The sequence below is a fragment of the Acinetobacter vivianii genome, assembly GCF_014635885.1.
Classification (GTDB): Bacteria; Pseudomonadota; Gammaproteobacteria; order Pseudomonadales; family Moraxellaceae; genus Acinetobacter; species Acinetobacter vivianii.
This window is the reverse complement of the sequence record NZ_BMDR01000002.1, coordinates 135,535-153,125: the sequence shown is the minus strand read 5'-3', so window position 1 is coordinate 153,125 and position 17,591 is coordinate 135,535. Positions and strand designations below refer to the sequence as shown.

Below are 17,591 nucleotides of genomic sequence, written 5' to 3'. Positions count from 1 at the left end.
CAATCTTATACCACTCGATCAAAAAACATGATGACTCAACAATTATTAAAAGCAAATGTACTCTGTCTCATGATGCTGTCTTTAACGGCGTGTAATGATGACAATAATGATAACGAAGTACCAACGCCAGAACGCAAAAACCAAAGTATCAATATCCTCGCCTTCAATGATTTTCACGGTAATCTGGAACCACCCAAACGCTTTATCGAAGCAGATGATCCAAGCGATAGTAGTAAAACAGTACGTATTCCTGTCGGTGGGGTCAGTTACTTTGCAGATGCGATAAAAAAGTTACGCTCCCAATACCCCAACAATGCTGTGGTTTCAGCAGGTGACTTGATTAGTGCCTCCCCCCTCACTTCATCGCTATTTTTAGATGAGCCGACCATCGAAACCATGAACGATATCCAGATTGATTTCAATGCGGTGGGTAATCATGAATTCGACCGTGGAACCGATGAACTTCGTCGTTTGCAAAATGGTGGCTGTCAGCAATTCACCAGTGCCAAACCGTGTCAAATTAATAAAGAATTTCCTGGCGCTAAATTCAATTTCTTGGCTGCCAATGTCTCGATGAAGGCGGATCCAAACAAAACCTTATTCCCTGCTTATAAAGTCAAAACCTATGGTGGCATTCCTGTTGCCTTTATTGGCATGACCTTGAAAGCGACGCCGAGCATTGTGTCAGCTGCGGGTATTAAAGATGTCAACTTTAATGATGAAGCGGATACGGTGAATGCCTTAATTCCAGAGTTAAAGAAACAAGGCATTGAAGCGATTGTAGTGGTGGTGCATGAAGGTGTTGCACCAAGTACCAAATTTAATAAAAAAACCTGTGATGGCCTCAGCGGTCCGTTACTCGGTATCCTTGACCGTTTAGACCCTGCGGTTGATGTGGTGGTTTCTGGTCATACGCACCAATCTTATATTTGTGATTACTCAACCAAGAATCCACAAAAACCGTTCTTACTGACTTCTGCGGGACAATATGGCACGGCGATTACCAACATCCAATTAGAACTGGATGGCAAAACGGGTAATGTCATTAAAAAGGATGCCAAACAAGTTCCGATTCAAAGTGAAGCCTACACCTCTGGCTCAACCACAGTGAACTTAACTGATCTATATGAGAAGTTTAATAAAACGCCAAGCATTGAAGCGATCCTTGATAAATATCGCCAAGCTGTCACCACCATTTCGGCGCGCGTGGTGGGTACAGCCAACGGTGTCATTAATCGTAATGCAACAGAAAGTGGTGAAAGCGCTCTCGGTAATTTAATTGCCGATGCACAACAAGCCATGGCATTAACTGCAAGTAATCAAGGTTCAGACTTTACCCTGATGAATCCGGGTGGTGTTCGTGCTGACTTATTGGTGAACAGCAGTAATCAGATCACTTTTGGTGATGTCTTTACAGTACAGCCATTTGGCAATTCGATTGTGACGCTGAGCCTAACGGGCAAACAAATCCGCGATGTGTTAGAACAGCAATGGTCTGGTGCCAATGCAGCCACGGTACGTATCTTACAGCCATCCAAAGAGTTCAGTTATTCCTATAAGAAAGACAACTCAACGTCACCGCGTGCCAGCAATATTTTAGTTGCAGGACAAGCTTTAAATGATACGAAGGTTTATCGTGTTACGGTGAACAGTTTCCTTGCCGATGGCGGTGATAACTTTACGGTATTAAAAGAAGGTAAAAATCCTGTCGGTGGTGGACAAGATATTGATGCACTGGAAAAATATGTGTCTCAATATTCTCCATTAACGGCACCAAAAACAGATCGAATCAAATTACTGCCATAAGCAGTATCCATAATAAAAAAATAGGGAAGCCACTGCTTCCTTATTTTCATTTCATATTGGATTAATCCAAAGTCAGATAGGTATTTTCCCAAATTGTGGGCCTAAACTCGCCTTGAACCAAATGGATATAACGCCCTGCAACATGATCTATCGGAAGACAATCATCAACATCCACGACACGATCCGTATGCGGCTTATACCAGTGTTGCTCAATAAATTGTTTACCTAACTGTTTTGCAGTCACAGCATCAGGTGCAACGACAAGATGATAGCGATGTAACTCACCAAATGCATCTGGCGTATATCCACCCAAATTTATTAAATATAGTTTTGGATCAGACGCTGATGGTGCAGCTTCTGAGAACTGAATTCGATAATTCACACCTTGCGACTGCACACCTGTAAGCTGTGCCCAAGCATCAATATGTAAACCTTTGAGTTCACCAAACCAAGCCTGTTTCAATTGTGGTGTAAGCTCTGGCAATGTCTCACCAATCGCCATCACCACATCATGTACTTCCATATTGGCTTTGGCATGTCGACCACCCAACATCACCATAAACAAACTTGGCATAGGAACAGCTTACATCTCGACCATTTCAACGCCATCAATGCGTGCAACCGTCATTAAATCTTTATCACCACGACCTGAAACCGTAGCAATAATGATTTGATCTTTCGACATGGTTGGTGCCAGTTTAGTGACATAAGCCATGGCATGTGAGCTTTCAAGCGCAGGAATAATCCCTTCGATCTGCGTTAAATCACGGAAACCTTGCAGCGCTTCATCATCATTGATCGGCACATATTCCACACGGTTCATATCTTTTAAGAAACTGTGCTCAGGACCTACACCTGGATAGTCCAAACCAGCTGAAATACTATGTGTTTCAATGATCTGACCTTGCTCATCCGACATCAAATAAGTACGGTTGCCATGTAATACACCCACATGTCCTGCATTTAATGGCGCAGAGTGTTTGCCTGTTTCAATGCCAAAACCTGCCGCTTCAACACCGTACATTTTCACATCCTGATCATTCAGGAATGGATAGAACAAGCCCATCGCATTTGAACCTCCACCCACACACGCCACTAAAGCATCAGGCAAACGTCCTGCTTGATCTTGGATTTGCTGGCGAGCTTCACGACCAATAATCGACTGGAAATCACGAACGAGTTGTGGATATGGATGTGGGCCTGCCACGGTACCAATCACATAATAGGTACTATCGACATTGGTCACCCAGTCACGCATCGCCTCGTTCATGGCATCTTTCAAAGTTTTTGAACCGCTTTGTACTGGCACAACCGTCGCGCCCAACAAACGCATACGATATACATTCATGGCCTGACGCTTCACATCTTCAGCGCCCATGTACACCACACATTCCATACCCAAACGTGCTGCAATGGTCGCCGTCGCCACACCGTGCTGACCTGCTCCTGTTTCCGCAATGATACGCTTCTTACCTGAAAGCTTTGCCAATAAAGCCTGACCAATGGTGTTATTGACCTTATGCGAACCCGTATGGTTTAAGTCTTCACGTTTCAGGTAAATTTGCGCACCACCGAGGTGCTGAGACCATCGCTCAGCATAATAAAGCGGACTAGGACGACCAACATAGAACGCAAGATCACGATCAAACTCTGCCAAGAATTGTGCATCATTCTTCATACGACCATAAAGACTTTCGAGGTCTTCAAGTGCAGCCATCAGCGTTTCTGATACAAAACGTCCACCATGAATACCGAAATGCCCTTGAGCATCTGGAAACTGGGTGTAGTCAATCACTTGATTTTTTTGACTAAGGCTTTGCTGATCCACGTTGGACTCCTTGCATAAATTTTTCAATCAGTTGTTGGTCTTTTATACCTTTTGCGGACTCGATGCCTCCGCTGACATCCACAGCAAAAGCTGCTGTAGTATCAATAGCTTCACTCACATTTTCAGGGGTTAATCCGCCTGCTAAAATTAGAGGAATATCTAGTTGGGGGAATTGCTCCCAATCAAAGCGATGCCCTGTCCCGCCTTTTAGTTCAGGATGCCATGCATCTAATAAAACTGCACTGGCACCCACTGCTTGATAGCGCTGGATTTCAGCCACAACATCTAAATCGGGTTTAACCTGAATAGCCTTATACCAACGACGTTTGCATTGTGCTGCAATGAATTGGCATTGTTCTGGCGTTTCATCGCCATGTAGTTGTAATACATCCAAAGGAACTGAATCAAGCACCGTTTGAATTTCTTCAGCGCTTGCGTTTACAAATAAGCCGACCAACTGTACATAAGGAGGAACTTGTTGTGCCAATATTTGAGCGTGTTCAATGCTGACATGACGTGGGCTTGGCGGAAAAAATACAAAACCGATTGCATCTGCACCTGACTGTACAACTGCTTGAATATCTTGTACTCGGGTAATTCCACAAATCTTGGCGCGAGTTCGCATCTGGTTTTGGCGCATGAGCTGTCCAATTTAAACTGAATATTTTTGAAACTCTCGCATTGTAATGCAATTTGGCCCACTTTGGGCAAAGTTCATTCTGAAATGCAATTGTTTAAAAAACGTTATCACTTTATACTTTGCGTAATCTTGCAACAAGTCTAAAGCAAATTCTTTTGCTTATAGGGAAGTTGGTGGAATTCCAACACTGCCCTCGCAACGGTAACACCGAATCACTCATCTCAGCTCAACGCCAAATCACTGCATCGGTATGATGTGGGAAGATGATGAGTAATATCATTTGTTTGATGATTATAGTGAAGTCCGGAGACCTGCTTGTTGTTTATTTCCACATTATCATTCACGACGGGTGAATGTCTGGAGTGCGCATGTCTACTGCTTTTCAACCAACTCGTTTAGTTGGGGCTATCGCTATTGCGATGGGGTTTACTTCACCAGCTTTTGCTCAAGATCAATCAACAGATAAAACTGCAACGCTCGATACAATCGTTGTGACCGCATCTCGTAGTGAACAGAAAATCAGTGAAGTTCCTGCACGTATCAATATTATTGAACCTAAAATTCTTGAGCAGTCTCCGATTGCAGCCTTACCGCAGCTACTCCAGACCGATGCTTCAATCAATATGGTACAAACAGGTGGCTATGGGCAAGCTGCTTCTATTTTTTTACGTGGTACCAACTCGAATCACACTTTGCTTTTAAGAGATGGTGTTCGTCTAAACTCAAATACCTCTGGTGCAGCATCGCTTCCTTTTATTGATACTACAGATATTAAGCAGATCGAAGTTCTCAAAGGTCCAGCCTCTGTTTTATATGGTGCTGATGCAATTGGTGGTGTCGTTCAACTCATTTCCAAAACGCCTGAAAAAACCTCTGCTTTTGTAACAGGTGAAATGGGTGAAAATAAAACCTATAAAGCTGTAATCGGTGCAGATTTAGCCGAAGACGGATTCTATGCTCAAATTCGTGGACAACGCCTAGAAACCGATGGTACGCCTGTTACTGACGCAAAAAATAATAAAAAGGCGAGCTTTGATCAGAAAGGTTATAGTGCAAAAGTTGGGATTGATAAAGCGCAATATGCGGCTTCTGTTGATTATAGCGAGAACCAAGGTTATAGCGATTACGATAATTACGGTAACTTGGTTTCTCAAGATTTTAAAAATGAAGCAATTAACGTAAAAGGCCGTTTCAATGTTTTAGATAACGTTGCAGTACATGCCCGCCTTTCACAATACAAAGATAATATTGATCAGAATACTTCTTCCGATTATGTACATAGTACAACTCAAGAAACTGAACTCTATACAAAATGGCAAATAACGCCTGCCCAAAATATTTTAGTTGGTTCAACCTTTAAAGATATTAAAGGTGATGTCTACTCAAAAAATCTATACGGCGGACAAGATGTCAAATATAAAGAATCTGTAGATACCATTGGTTATTTTGCTCAACACCAATATCAGCACAATGGCTTAGACACCCAAGTTGGTGTTCGTGTTGAAGACAATGATAAATTTGGTACACATACAGTCGGTCAAGGGGCTATTCGCTATCAAATATTACCTCTTACCAGCATTTATGCCAATGTAGGTTCGGCGTTCCGTGCACCAACTACAAATGATTTATATGCTATGTCTTGGGGCGCAAACCCTGATTTAAAACCAGAAGAGAGTTTCTCTTATGAGATCGGTGTAGATCAGAAATTAAATCACAATATTGATCTAGGCTTATCTATTTATCGTAATAAAGTGGATAACCTTATTAGTTTTCAAGCAGGCAAACTGATTAATGTCAACAAAGCAACCTTTACTGGTGGTGAGGCCTCTTTTAAATGGCAACAAGATGAACTCTTTTTAAGTACAACTTATGCTTATGTTCAAGCCAAAGATGATGAGACTAAAAAGGATTTGACTCGCCGCCCTCGTCAAAGTTTAACGTTGACAACGGGATGGGATGACGGTGTTTATGGGGTTTCAGCTTCTGTTGTCGCAAAATCAAATTCAAAAGACTTTGCAGACTACCCATCTACTACTCCAACTACAACACCAGGCTATGTTTCTACCAATGTTAATGCGTATTGGCAGGCAACACCTACGATTAAGCTATTCACTAATATCGAAAATATTGGCGACGTAAATTATAAAACCGCTTATAACGGTAATGGTGTGTACTATATCAACGGTGGTCGTCAAGCTTCTGCGGGTGTCACATTCCGTTATTAATCGTGCGCTAAAATAATAAAAACATTTTCTTAACTCCAGTTTCGGGGTAATGTTCTGACCGACATTATCCCCTTTTTATTTTCAGGATCAGAGAAACAGAACTATGGGACATCGTTTAAGTAAAATCTATACACGTACAGGCGACTCAGGCACCACAGGTCTCGGAGATGGCTCACGTGTTGCCAAAGATGATTTACGCATCGCAGCTTTGGGTGATGTCGATGAACTCAATGCAACCATTGGTGTGCTTCGCGCACAGATCAGTGCCAGCCAAGTTGAAAATAAAGCACACTGGGATAAAAGTTTAAGCCTGATTCAACATTGGTTGTTCGATCTAGGTGGCGAAGTCTGTATTCCCAATTATCACTTGCTTCAACCTGTATGCATCGACTTTCTGGAAAAAGAAATCGACCACATGAATGAATCTTTACCGATGTTAAAAGACTTCATTTTGCCATCAGGCACTTTGGCTTGTAGCTATGCCCATCAAGCACGTGCAGTCTGCCGTCGTGCAGAACGCGCTTTATTGTCAGTACATAATCGTGACCAAAATATTCAAGCGACTGCACTACAATTATTGAATCGCTTATCAGACTGGTTATTCGTTGCCTCACGTGCTTTACAGCGTGCCGAAGGTGGTAGCGAAGTGCTATGGCAAAAGAATATTAACGACAGTATCGATCAAGCATAACTTTTCAATAAAGGCAGAGACAAATGCGAATTATTGGTCATCGTGGTGCGCGTGGTGAAGCCCCTGAAAATACGTTAGGCGGTTTTCGTTATCTGCATGATTTAGGCGTACGTGCAGTCGAGTTTGATGTACGCCAATTGAAAGATGATCAATTGGTCGTGATCCATGATGATGACTTTGTTCGCACGGCGGGCCGCTCACAACAGGTTGAAAGCTGTAATTTATTAGAAGCACAGCAGTTCGATCATCGTCATCAATGGCAGGCATGGGCCTTTGAAGAATATACGCCTAGTCTTCCCCATGTCCTTGAGTGCTTAACTGACTTTGAGCATATTGAAGTTGAAATCAAAGCAGTTACAGACGATGCAGCGGCTGAACGCTTGGTCTATCAACTGCATCAAGATTTAAAAGGGTTTGAGAATAGCGCAACCATTACCAGTTTTGATGTCAAAATTTTAGCTGCCTTACAGCGTCATCACAGTCATTTTAAGCGTGGACTACTGGTTGAAATTCCAATTGGGGAATATGCGATTGAACTTGCCCAGCAATATGACTGCTGTCAAATTGGTTGGGGCGATGCTCTAGCAACCGATGAAATTATTCAACGGACTCAACAGGCGAATCTTGCAATCAGTGTTTGGACGGTGAATGAGGTTGAACGTGCCAAGCACCTGCAGCAGCTGGGTATTCAAGGTTTAATTACTGATGTTCCAAGTACCATGTTGCAACATTTAAAATAAGAAAAGGCGGAATAAATTCCGCCTTTTCTTTTATTTCTTACGCTGGGCCTGAATCAAACGTTGCCCTTTTGCATCTAACAAATATAGGTTTGCGCCATCTAGCTGGAAACGCTCAACTCGTTGAATCGCATCCATCAAATCCGCCTCTTGCGCTAAAGCGCGGTTACAGCTTTGATGCTGTGCCATCACATCAAAATCCAGTTTACGCTGGGTGAAATCATATTTATAACGACCATAAATATTGTTACAGCCCGTATGCCCTGAAACCATCTTTGAAATGGAATTGAGCTGAAAACCTGGATACTGGTTAAAGAACAAAGCTCGCTTGCCTTGAATGGTGGTAATTTGCCAATCCACATCTTGTACACCATCGGTACTTTTACGTACTTGCATGGTGGGCGGCTGTGTCACCCGTTTCGGCTGCAAGGTATTCTTTTGCGCTGGCTGAGGTTGGCTTTGGCAGGCTGCAAGCATGACAGCAGCAGAGAATATTAAAGTTTTGTTAAAAAATGCCTTCAAAGAAAAAATAGGATTTTTCATGGTATTTTGCTCAGACATTGATTTATTTCACCTTTTAATTCATTGATCAAATTTACAAATGAATTCTGTTACTGTTCTTTCGATACAACTGTACAATAATACTAGTGCTAATCGATTTGGACATGCTAATATCAGTGATAAAATAGCAATATATCGTCATGATTGGTTTTGCTATCTCGTTTAGTTTTATTATCTTGTACAAACAAGGTTTTTAGGAGCGCTGACGGATATGACTTCCGCCCCACTCAAAAAAAAGGCACCCATTAACTGGACTGCTAGCATTACCTTAATTGGCACACCAATTCTTGCCGCTATTTTAATCCCTTTATACGCTTATTATTATGATTTTAGTGTAAGTGCTTGGGTGAGCATGATCTTCCTTTTGGCACTTAGTAGCCTAGGAATTACAGCAGGTTATCACCGTCTTTGGGCACATCGTGCTTATGAAGCAGCTTTACCACTTAAAATTTTATTGATGATTGGTGGTACCTTTGCTGTCCAGAATAGTATTTTATTCTGGGCTTCAGGTCACCGTACCCATCACCGCCATGTCGATGATGTGGATCAAGACCCGTATTCAATTAAACGTGGTTTTTGGTACGCGCACTTAGGCTGGATGATTCGCGATCATTCGCCATCTGAACCTGATTTTAAAAATGCACCTGATTTGCTCAATGACAAATTAGTGATGTTCCAGCATAAATATTATGTGCCAATGGTTATCGCAGTTCATGTCGGTGTATTAGGCTTAATCGGTTGGGCGACTGGCGATATCTGGGGAGTGATTTTACTGGGTGGTTTATTACGTTTAATCATCAGCCATCACGTCACCTTCTTTATTAACTCGCTTTGCCACATGTGGGGCAAACGTCCTTATACCGATGAAAATACAGCACGTGACAACTTTGTCTTAGCTATTTTCACTTGGGGTGAGGGTTATCATAACTATCATCACATCTTCCAGTACGATTACCGTAATGGTGTGAAATGGTGGCAATATGATCCAACCAAATGGTTAATCTGGACCAGCTCAAAACTTGGTTTAGCTAAAAATTTACGTCGTATTCCAAGCTTTAATATCAAAAAAGCTGAGCTTGCGATGAAGTTTAAATATGCTGAACGCGATCTTGCGATTTATGGTCATGATGTCAATACCGACATCGTGCAAATGAAACAACGTATTGCACAAGAATACGAAGCATTTACCCATACCTTAAATGATTGGGCGAAGCTGAAAGAACAAGAGCTTCATGCCAAGAAAGCAGCAATGGCTGAAAAAATCCATCAAATGGATCACAAGCTGAAGGTTGATTTCCAGTTACTTGAACACCGTTTAAGTCATCACCGTGAATGTTTAGAAACCTTAATGCGTAACATCAAAAAAGCGCCTGTTTCTGAATAACAGAATACCCATAAAAAATGGTCTCAAATCGAGGCCATTTTTTATATCTGCGGTTTCATCTCTGCGTTTTACCCTTCCCCATTACATCCGTTAATTTGCTATAGTCATGATTCAGCTCACCATGATGTTTCAGTTATGCAATTCAATTCTCGCTATGATTCTTTAAATCCGAAGCTTTATCATCAGCAACAGCCGAGTCCGTTGCGTGGTGCCAAAGCAGGCCATTTCAATGAAGCCTTAGCGGATGAGTTGCAGTGGAGCGAAGAAGATAAAGCCAACTGGGTTGAAATCTGTAGTGGACAAAAAACCTTTGCTGAATTTCCACCGCTTGCCATGGTCTATGCAGGGCATCAGTTTGGACAATGGGCAGGACAACTCGGTGATGGTCGAGGTTTGCTCATCGGACAAATCCTGAATAAACACGGCGAAACAATTGATCTACATCTGAAAGGTGCAGGCTCTACTCCCTACTCACGTATGGGCGATGGTCGTGCTGTGCTGCGTTCGGTAATTCGTGAATATCTCGCTGGACATGCGTTAAATGCTTTGGGCATTGCATCAAGTCACGCAGTCGGTTTTACCAGCTCAACTCAGGGCGTACAACGGGAAACCCTAGAGCTGGGTGCAATGTTATTGCGCACGTCTGAATGTCATATTCGTTTGGGACATTTTGAATGGATCAATCAATACTCTCCTGAACTCTTGGCTGAATTTACACAAAAATGCATCGAATGGCATTATCCAGAATGTCTTGAAGCTGAAAATCCAATTCTAGCGTTTGCTGAAGCCGTGATTGAGCGTACAGCCATCATGATTGCCAAATGGCAACTGGTGGGTTTTGCACATGGGGTGATGAATACCGATAATCTTAATATTACAGGTTCAACACTGGACTTTGGCCCTTACGGTTTTATGGAACGTTTCCGTCCAAACTGGATTAACAACCATTCCGATTATCAGGGTCGTTATACTTATCAGAACCAGCCAAGTATTGGACACTGGAATCTTTGGACATGGCTGAACAATCTGATTCCATTAGCATCGACCGAAGACAAAGAACAGTTCAAACTGGATCTGGCAACTTGCCTAGAAAAATTTGAACCCACCTTTTTGCAACATTATGGTCAGGGCTTATGTCAAAAAATGGGATTACCGCATTTCCATAAAGATAGTCTGGATTGCAGCTTTGCCTTCTTGAGAATTTTGCAAACCGAGCAACTGGATTACACTCAAAGCTTTATTCGTCTACAACAACAAGATTACAAAGCTTTAAGAGATGACTGTATTCATGTCCAGCAGTTCGATGATTTCCTGACGCATTACCAGAATATCCGTCAACATCAGGATACCGATGAATTAGACCAGCAGATGCAACAGATCAATCCACAATATGTCCTGCGCAATCATATGGCGCAGAAAGCCATTGAGCAGGCTGAACGTGGTGATTTTAGTGAAGTTGATCGTTTATTTAAGCTGTTGAATCAGCCCTATCAAAAACAGCCTGATCTGGAAACTGAAGCAGATACGGCACCTTTACCAAGTGATGTACCAGAGGTAATGGTGAGCTGTTCATCTTAATTTTGATTCGTTGTGATTCACTTGGGTCGCTATTAAGGCTCAAGTGAGTTACTTATTTTTAAAAGAAGAAAATAATGAAAACTGGATTGATTGCTGGATGTGTTGTTTTAATCATTTTATTGGCACTAGCTTTTTATCAGTATGGCAAGTTCATCCCAACATTTGCAGCAACACATACGCCGCTTTCAACCGAAGAAATACAGCAGCTCAAACAAAATAAACCCGTGACCTCAATTGAAGTCTTTAAGAGTCAGCGTATTTTGCAATTAAAACATCAACAGGAAGTCATTCGCAGCTATCCAATGCGTTTGGGCTTTAATCCGATTGGACATAAACAGTTTGAAGGTGATGGCAAAACACCTGAGGGAACTTATTCGATTGATTGGCGCAATCCACAAAGCGCTTACTATAAGTCATTGCACATCTCCTACCCCAATAAAACTGATACGACCTATGCCCAACAACATAATCGTTCTGCGGGTGGCGATGTCATGATTCATGGTACGGTTCCGACACGTGCCACCTCATTTGCTGCAAGTGCGCGCTATATGCCACGCAAAGACTGGACCTTAGGCTGTATCGCGGTGACCAACTCGGATATAGACGAAATATGGCAACTGGTTGCTGATCATACGCCGATTATCATTCACCCATAATAGGGATAGCGCTCAGGCGAGTTTGCGGATAAAGGCGGTGATCAAACCGAGCAAGGCTTATTCAGGGGATAAGTTTCTAATCCAGAAATAATCTCATTCCAGCAATCCAGCTCATCACAAGTGATTGTAAAGTAATGTAATCTTATTTATAGCAGAATCCAGTGATGGTTCACTTAAAACGGGAAAAGAAGATAATTTCTACAAAACCTATAAGAAACTATCCACATTTTCTGTGGATAACGCTGTGGTTATCCACAGGATAAAACTTTTTGCAGTGCTCTACCCTTTATCCTCATCAAAACTTATCTCATATCAGCCTCTCTATACGAAGGAAAAGAGACGAGTTTATCTATAGAAACTGTTCCATATTTTCTTGGATATGAGCCACCACAGATCAATTAAAGCTGATTACTCATCTGGATATTCAAAACGATAACCCACGCCATATACCGCTTGAATCCATTCATGACGATTACCCGTATCAGCCGCCTCTGAAATCTTACGACGCAGGTTTTTAATATGGCTATCAATCACACGGTCTGCCACATCAAAGCTGTCTGGATTGATATGATCAAGCAACTGTGCACGTGAATAGACCTGTCCAAGATGTTCTAAAAACAGCTCCAATAAACGGAATTCGGTTGGCGTCAAGGTCAATGCTTTTTGTTGATACCAAATCCGTTGCTGAGCTTTATCGATACGGAATAAATCGTTTTGTTCCGGTTCCGCTTTACGTTCTAAACGGCGCAAAACAGCTTGGACACGGGCAACCAATTCTTTTGGACTAAAAGGCTTACAGATATAGTCATCTGCTCCCATATTTAAACCTAAAACACGGTCAATTTCCTCAGTACGTGCCGTCACCATGATGATCGGCAGATCAGACTGCTCACGTACTTTACGGCAGATGGTTAAACCGTCCATACGCGGCACCATCAAATCCAGAATCATCAAGCTTGGTTTACGTTGCTGGAACTGGGTAAAAGCATCTTGACCATCATGGAACATACTGACTTCAAAACCAGCAGCTTCTAAATAATCACGAACCAACTGTGCCAGTTCAACCTCATCTTCAACCAACATGATATGTTTCATGGTCTTCATCCTATCCATCATCCTCAACCAGAGAGGATCTAAAAGTTACGTATTTTGTTTTGGGAAAGTCAGTACACAACGTAATCCACCTAATGGTGAATGATCGAAAGTCAGTGAACCACCTAAAGCTTGTGCCAGTTTACATGATAAAGCCAAACCTAACCCTGTACCGCCTGTACTACGTGTACGTGAATCATCGACACGGTAGAAACGTTCACCCAGACGGGCCAGCTGCTCATCATTCATCCCCAATGGGCTGTCATCTACATACAATATCCATTGTTGCTCGTTTTGTTGAGTATGAATCTGTATTTTTCCACCTTGTTCAGTATAACGAACACAGTTCCCAAGCAAATTGACAATAATTTGTTTAAAACGATCACGATCTAAGGAGAGTAAAGCCCCTTCACCAGACAAGCTGACGTCTAGCTGATTTTGCTCAAAGGTTGATCTGAAATTTTCGACTTCTTGCAGAACCACATCCCACGGATTAACTTCAGCAAAATAGCATTTCAACTGTTGTGCATCGGCCTGAGCCAGATCTGCCAGATCCTGAGTTAATTTTTTCAAACTGCTCACCTGACGCATCATGGCCGCAAGGTGTTCAGGTGTGGCTTTACGAATCCCATCCTGCATCGCTTCGATTTGTGCCTGCAACACAGCCAATGGCGTTTTCAGCTCATGTGAAGTATCGGATACCCATTGACGGCGTGATTCTTCATGATGGTGCAAAATATCAGCCAAATGGTTGATCTGATTAGACAAATCACCTAGCTCATCATTACGTCTGATCTTAACCTGATGCTGATAGTTACCCCGCGTTAATTCTAGCGTTGCTTTTAACAGGCGCTGAATTGGCTTTTTAAAATAGGTCGCCATTAGCAATGCTGCAATCAAACTAGACAGCACGGTTAATGCATAGACTAAAAGCAAATAACGTTTTTGATTACTAAAGAAGTTAATACTGGATGCATCATCCTGATCAAGTACAGGTTTTAATCCCAGATAGCCTACCACCCGTTCATCCACAATAATCGGACGAAACGAGATTTGGTCCGTTGCGGGCTCACCAACAATAAACTGCTGATTTTCATCATATAAAGATAAACGCGAACTCAAACCTAAACGATCTGGAATTGAGACAAAACGCTTTTTACCATGCTCAACAGGCGTATTTAACTTATGCTCCTGTTTATCGTCTTTATCATCTTTCTTTAAACGGAACTGACTTGGACTGAGCGGAAAACGTAATCCTTCAAAGGGTTGATATTCGGAAGGTAAATTCTGCTTCAGAATTTTGAGTTCTTCATCATTAAATATCTGACGATTTCTCATCTCAACATTATTTTGCGCCAAAGTCGGCGAAAGACTCAATAAAGTATGGTCATTAAAATAACGTTGCTGCAAAGCGATATCATACTGACGGCGTAACCACCATTGAGATAGCCGGTCGTAGTCATCTGGCGCTGCGGTGCCCTCGATTTGCAAGATCTGCGCCTGAATAGCATTGCCCCAGTCGTGATAAACGGTATAGACATTGCCTAAGTTGGCAATGAGCCGATCCAGTTTCTGCATTTCGACATCGGCCACATAGCGTGCAAAGTTCTTTTGCATCGTCCAGTGCAAAACACCTAAGCTGATCGTAGCGATCAGTAAGGTGGTCAGTAATACCGTTAAAAACAGGCGTAAGGCTAAAGGGACACGACGAACATTCAAAAGCTTAATCTCAATAGTGTTCTATTTATGGATTGTAACCAACATGGTTCAAAAAAACTCTCCATTGTTTCTTCATCTTTATTATCTAATCTTTAATCATCAAATCACAACTGCTTATGCTGGATAAAACAATGAACAAGACAAAAATTGTATTGATGACCACCTTACTCGGTTCTGTTTTAGGTTTGGCTGCCTGTCAGTCGACCACGCCAGCAGAACAGTCAATGAATCGTGACCACCATCGTCACAATATGCAACGCGCACCGCTTACCCCTGAACAGCGTGCTGAATGGCAAGCGAAACGTGAACAGCGTTCAGAACAACGCGAACAAATGCGTCAGGAACATCAGGCACAACGCGCTCAGATCGAACAGGCATGTCAAGGTAAACGTATCGGAGAACGCGTGAACGTTCAATGGAATAAACGTGTGATTGAAGGCACCTGTGAAGTTCGTTTTACACCAGACAAATCACAATTCAAGCGTCAAGCGAATCCAACAACATAATCACCCTCTCCTCTCAGGCGCTTTCAAAGCGCCTTTTTTTATGCGTTAAATGATTGATTTTTCATTTACACAGCTGCTTACGATTTTACATGAACAGTTTCACTCAAATGCTGGAAAACCACCTACAATCTAAGCGCTTAAGCAGGCTGACCAACAAACTTTGACTTAGCAGTCACTAAGAAATGACCTGCAAAAGCTTGTACCGAACTATAACTTGTTGCACGATTAGCGGTACAAAATGGTGCTCTTGGGCACATTTATCATTGACTAAGATTATAACTCTGGTTTAACCAGTATTGAGGAACCCGCTATGCCACAATACAAAGCACCCTTACGTGATATGCAGTTCGTATTGCACGAATTATTAAATGCTGAAGCACATTACGCAAAACTTCCTGCATTTCAAGACACTGTAAGCCGTGAATTGGTTGATCAATACTTAGAAGCAGCGGCTGATTTCTGCGAGAACGAACTTTCTCCTTTAAACCAAGTGGGCGACCGCGAAGGTTGTACTTGGAACGACGGTGTTGTTACTACCCCGACAGGCTTTAAAGAAGCGTATCAAAAATATATCGAACTTGGCTTCCCGTCTCTTTCTGCTGATGAAGAGTTTGGCGGTCAGGCATTACCAAACTCTTTAGGGATCGCAATCTCTGAAATGGTGGGTACTGCAAACTGGTCATGGGGTATGTACCCTGGCCTTTCTCATGGTGCTGTGCGTACTTTAGAACACCACGGTTCTGATGAGCAAAAAAATACCTACTTACCAAACCTTGTTTCAGGTGTTTGGACAGGTACGATGTGCTTGACTGAATCTCATGCAGGTTCTGACTTAGGTATCATCCGTTCTAAAGCTGAACCAAATGCTGATGGCAGCTATGCAATCTCTGGCGAGAAAATCTTTATCTCTGCTGGTGAACACGACATGGCTGAAAACATCATCCATATCGTACTTGCACGTTTACCGGGCGCGCCAAAAGGTACCAAAGGCATTTCATTATTCATCGTACCTAAATTCCACGTGAATGCTGACGGTTCTGTCGGTGAGCGTAATGCCGTACGTTGTGGTTCAATCGAACACAAAATGGGGATCCATGGTAACGCGACTTGTGTGATTAACTTCGACCAAGCAAAAGGTTACTTGATTGGCCCTGAAAACCGTGGCTTAAATTGCATGTTCACCTTCATGAACACTGCGCGTATCGGTACTGCGGTTCAAGGTTTATCTGCATCTGAATCTTCTTTCCAAGGTGCTTTGGCGTATGCGAAAGACCGTTTAGCAATGCGTTCGCTTTCTGGCCCTAAAGCCCCTGAAAAAGAAGCTGATCCTATTATCGTTCACCCTGCTGTTCGCAACATGCTTTTAACGCAAAAGTCTTTTGCTGAAGGTGGTCGTGCACTGGTTTACTTATTGGCTCAATATGCAGACATCGTTGAAAAAGGCGAAACTGAAGAAGAGCGTAAGTTTGCTGACAACATCTTGTCTTTGTTAACACCAATTGCAAAAGCATTCTTAACAGAAACTGGTTCTGAATCTGCGAAGCACGGTGTACAAGTCTTTGGTGGTCACGGCTTCATTTCTGAACACGGTATGGAGCAAATCGTACGTGATACACGTATCGCTTGCCTATACGAAGGAACAACCGAGATTCAAGCGCTTGACTTGTTAGGTCGTAAAGTATTGCAAACTCAAGGTGCAATGTTGAAAGACTTCACCAAGATCATCCATAAATTTGTTGAAGCAAACAAAGACAATGCGGCGATGCAAGAATTCGTTGCGCCATTGGCTGCTGCAAACAAAGAATGGGGCGATATCACCATGCAAATTGGTATGCGTGCAATGCAAAATCCTGATGAAGTTGGTGCAGCTGCGGTTGACTACCTATACTTCTCTGGCTATGTAACGCTTGCTTACTTATGGGCACGTATGGCACTTGTTGCGCAAGAGAAATTGGCTGAAGGTACAACTGATGTTGACTTCTACAATGCAAAAGTGACGACTGCTCGCTTCTACTTCAAGAAGATCTTGCCACGTGTTCGTTCGCATGTAGACGTACTTTCAACTGGCGTTGCTCCATTGTTTGAACTTGATGCGGAACACTTCGCTTTCTAAACATAGTTTAGAATGAGATGCAACGTTCATCACAGAAAAAGGACTGGTCAGTTTT

The 17,591-nt window shown here is 42.5% G+C and carries 15 protein-coding genes and 1 riboswitch; of the genes, 9 read left to right on the top strand and 6 right to left on the bottom strand.

Translation table 11 applies throughout. The annotated features are described in order from the left end of the window. The first annotated feature begins 27 nt into the window (after positions 1–27). On the top strand, positions 28–1,806 hold the full coding sequence (locus IEV36_RS04540) for a bifunctional metallophosphatase/5'-nucleotidase (RefSeq protein ID WP_005259455.1): 1,779 nt from the start codon (positions 28–30) through the stop codon (positions 1,804–1,806). A gap of 61 nt (positions 1,807–1,867) precedes the next feature. Here IEV36_RS04540 and IEV36_RS04535 read toward each other — a convergent pair whose 3' ends face one another. Genes IEV36_RS04535 through IEV36_RS04525 form a run of 3 tightly spaced genes read right to left on the bottom strand, consistent with a single transcriptional unit; the run spans position 1,868 to position 4,274 of the window. Then, entirely contained in the window at positions 1,868–2,380 is a 513-nt protein-coding gene (locus IEV36_RS04535) for a DUF1543 domain-containing protein (protein ID WP_005259456.1), read from the bottom strand. A 9-nt stretch (positions 2,381–2,389) separates the two neighbouring features. Continuing rightward, positions 2,390–3,634 (bottom strand): tryptophan synthase subunit beta, encoded by a 1,245-nt coding sequence (gene trpB, locus IEV36_RS04530; RefSeq protein ID WP_005259457.1) that lies wholly within the window; start codon positions 3,632–3,634, stop codon positions 2,390–2,392. Further along, positions 3,615–4,274, bottom strand: coding sequence for a phosphoribosylanthranilate isomerase (locus IEV36_RS04525; protein ID WP_005259458.1), 660 nt, complete (start codon positions 4,272–4,274; stop codon positions 3,615–3,617). The genes trpB and IEV36_RS04525 overlap by 20 nt, the downstream gene beginning before the upstream one ends. Before the next feature lie 119 nt (positions 4,275–4,393). Next, positions 4,394–4,607: riboswitch (cobalamin riboswitch) on the top strand. Positions 4,608–4,642: 35 nt separating this feature from the next. Between IEV36_RS04525 and IEV36_RS04520 the strand changes: the two genes are divergently transcribed. The 3 genes from IEV36_RS04520 to IEV36_RS04510 all read left to right on the top strand — a co-directional run bounded on the left by IEV36_RS04520 (position 4,643) and on the right by IEV36_RS04510 (position 7,930). Continuing rightward, positions 4,643–6,499: a TonB-dependent receptor plug domain-containing protein gene (locus tag IEV36_RS04520; protein WP_005259459.1), complete on the top strand. Its 1,857-nt coding sequence runs from the start codon at positions 4,643–4,645 to the stop codon at positions 6,497–6,499. A gap of 103 nt (positions 6,500–6,602) precedes the next feature. Then, positions 6,603–7,190 carry a cob(I)yrinic acid a,c-diamide adenosyltransferase gene (locus IEV36_RS04515; protein WP_005259460.1) on the top strand — a complete coding sequence of 196 codons (588 nt, stop codon included), beginning with the start codon at positions 6,603–6,605 and terminating at the stop codon, positions 7,188–7,190. Positions 7,191–7,213: 23 nt separating this feature from the next. Further along, positions 7,214–7,930: a glycerophosphodiester phosphodiesterase gene (locus tag IEV36_RS04510; protein ID WP_005259462.1), complete on the top strand. Its 717-nt coding sequence runs from the start codon at positions 7,214–7,216 to the stop codon at positions 7,928–7,930. 30 nt (positions 7,931–7,960) lie between these two features. On the opposite strand, the gene IEV36_RS04505 is transcribed toward IEV36_RS04510, so the two are convergent. Next, a complete protein-coding gene (locus IEV36_RS04505; protein WP_005259463.1) occupies positions 7,961–8,488 on the bottom strand; it encodes an META domain-containing protein in 528 nt (175 codons plus the stop codon). A 211-nt stretch (positions 8,489–8,699) separates the two neighbouring features. Between IEV36_RS04505 and IEV36_RS04500 the strand changes: the two genes are divergently transcribed. The 3 genes from IEV36_RS04500 to IEV36_RS04490 all read left to right on the top strand — a co-directional run bounded on the left by IEV36_RS04500 (position 8,700) and on the right by IEV36_RS04490 (position 12,106). Next, entirely contained in the window at positions 8,700–9,872 is a 1,173-nt protein-coding gene (locus tag IEV36_RS04500) for an acyl-CoA desaturase (protein ID WP_004775465.1), read from the top strand. Between the two features lie 135 nt (positions 9,873–10,007). Next, a complete protein-coding gene (locus IEV36_RS04495) occupies positions 10,008–11,450 on the top strand; it encodes a protein adenylyltransferase SelO (protein WP_004775466.1) in 1,443 nt (480 codons plus the stop codon). A 74-nt stretch (positions 11,451–11,524) separates the two neighbouring features. After that, on the top strand, positions 11,525–12,106 hold the full coding sequence (locus tag IEV36_RS04490) for a L,D-transpeptidase family protein (RefSeq protein ID WP_005259464.1): 582 nt from the start codon (positions 11,525–11,527) through the stop codon (positions 12,104–12,106). 408 nt (positions 12,107–12,514) lie between these two features. On the opposite strand, the gene IEV36_RS04485 is transcribed toward IEV36_RS04490, so the two are convergent. Further along, positions 12,515–13,201 carry a response regulator gene (locus IEV36_RS04485; RefSeq protein WP_004775485.1) on the bottom strand — a complete coding sequence of 229 codons (687 nt, stop codon included), beginning with the start codon at positions 13,199–13,201 and terminating at the stop codon, positions 12,515–12,517. Positions 13,202–13,246: 45 nt separating this feature from the next. Beyond that, entirely contained in the window at positions 13,247–14,917 is a 1,671-nt protein-coding gene (gene baeS, locus IEV36_RS04480) for a sensor histidine kinase efflux regulator BaeS (protein ID WP_004775486.1), read from the bottom strand. 131 nt (positions 14,918–15,048) lie between these two features. Between baeS and IEV36_RS04475 the strand changes: the two genes are divergently transcribed. Both IEV36_RS04475 and IEV36_RS04470 read left to right on the top strand, forming a co-directional pair. Then, on the top strand, positions 15,049–15,423 hold the full coding sequence (locus IEV36_RS04475; protein ID WP_005259465.1) for a hypothetical protein: 375 nt from the start codon (positions 15,049–15,051) through the stop codon (positions 15,421–15,423). Between the two features lie 310 nt (positions 15,424–15,733). Beyond that, on the top strand, positions 15,734–17,536 hold the full coding sequence (locus IEV36_RS04470; RefSeq protein ID WP_004775488.1) for an acyl-CoA dehydrogenase C-terminal domain-containing protein: 1,803 nt from the start codon (positions 15,734–15,736) through the stop codon (positions 17,534–17,536). Positions 17,537–17,591 lie beyond the last annotated feature (55 nt).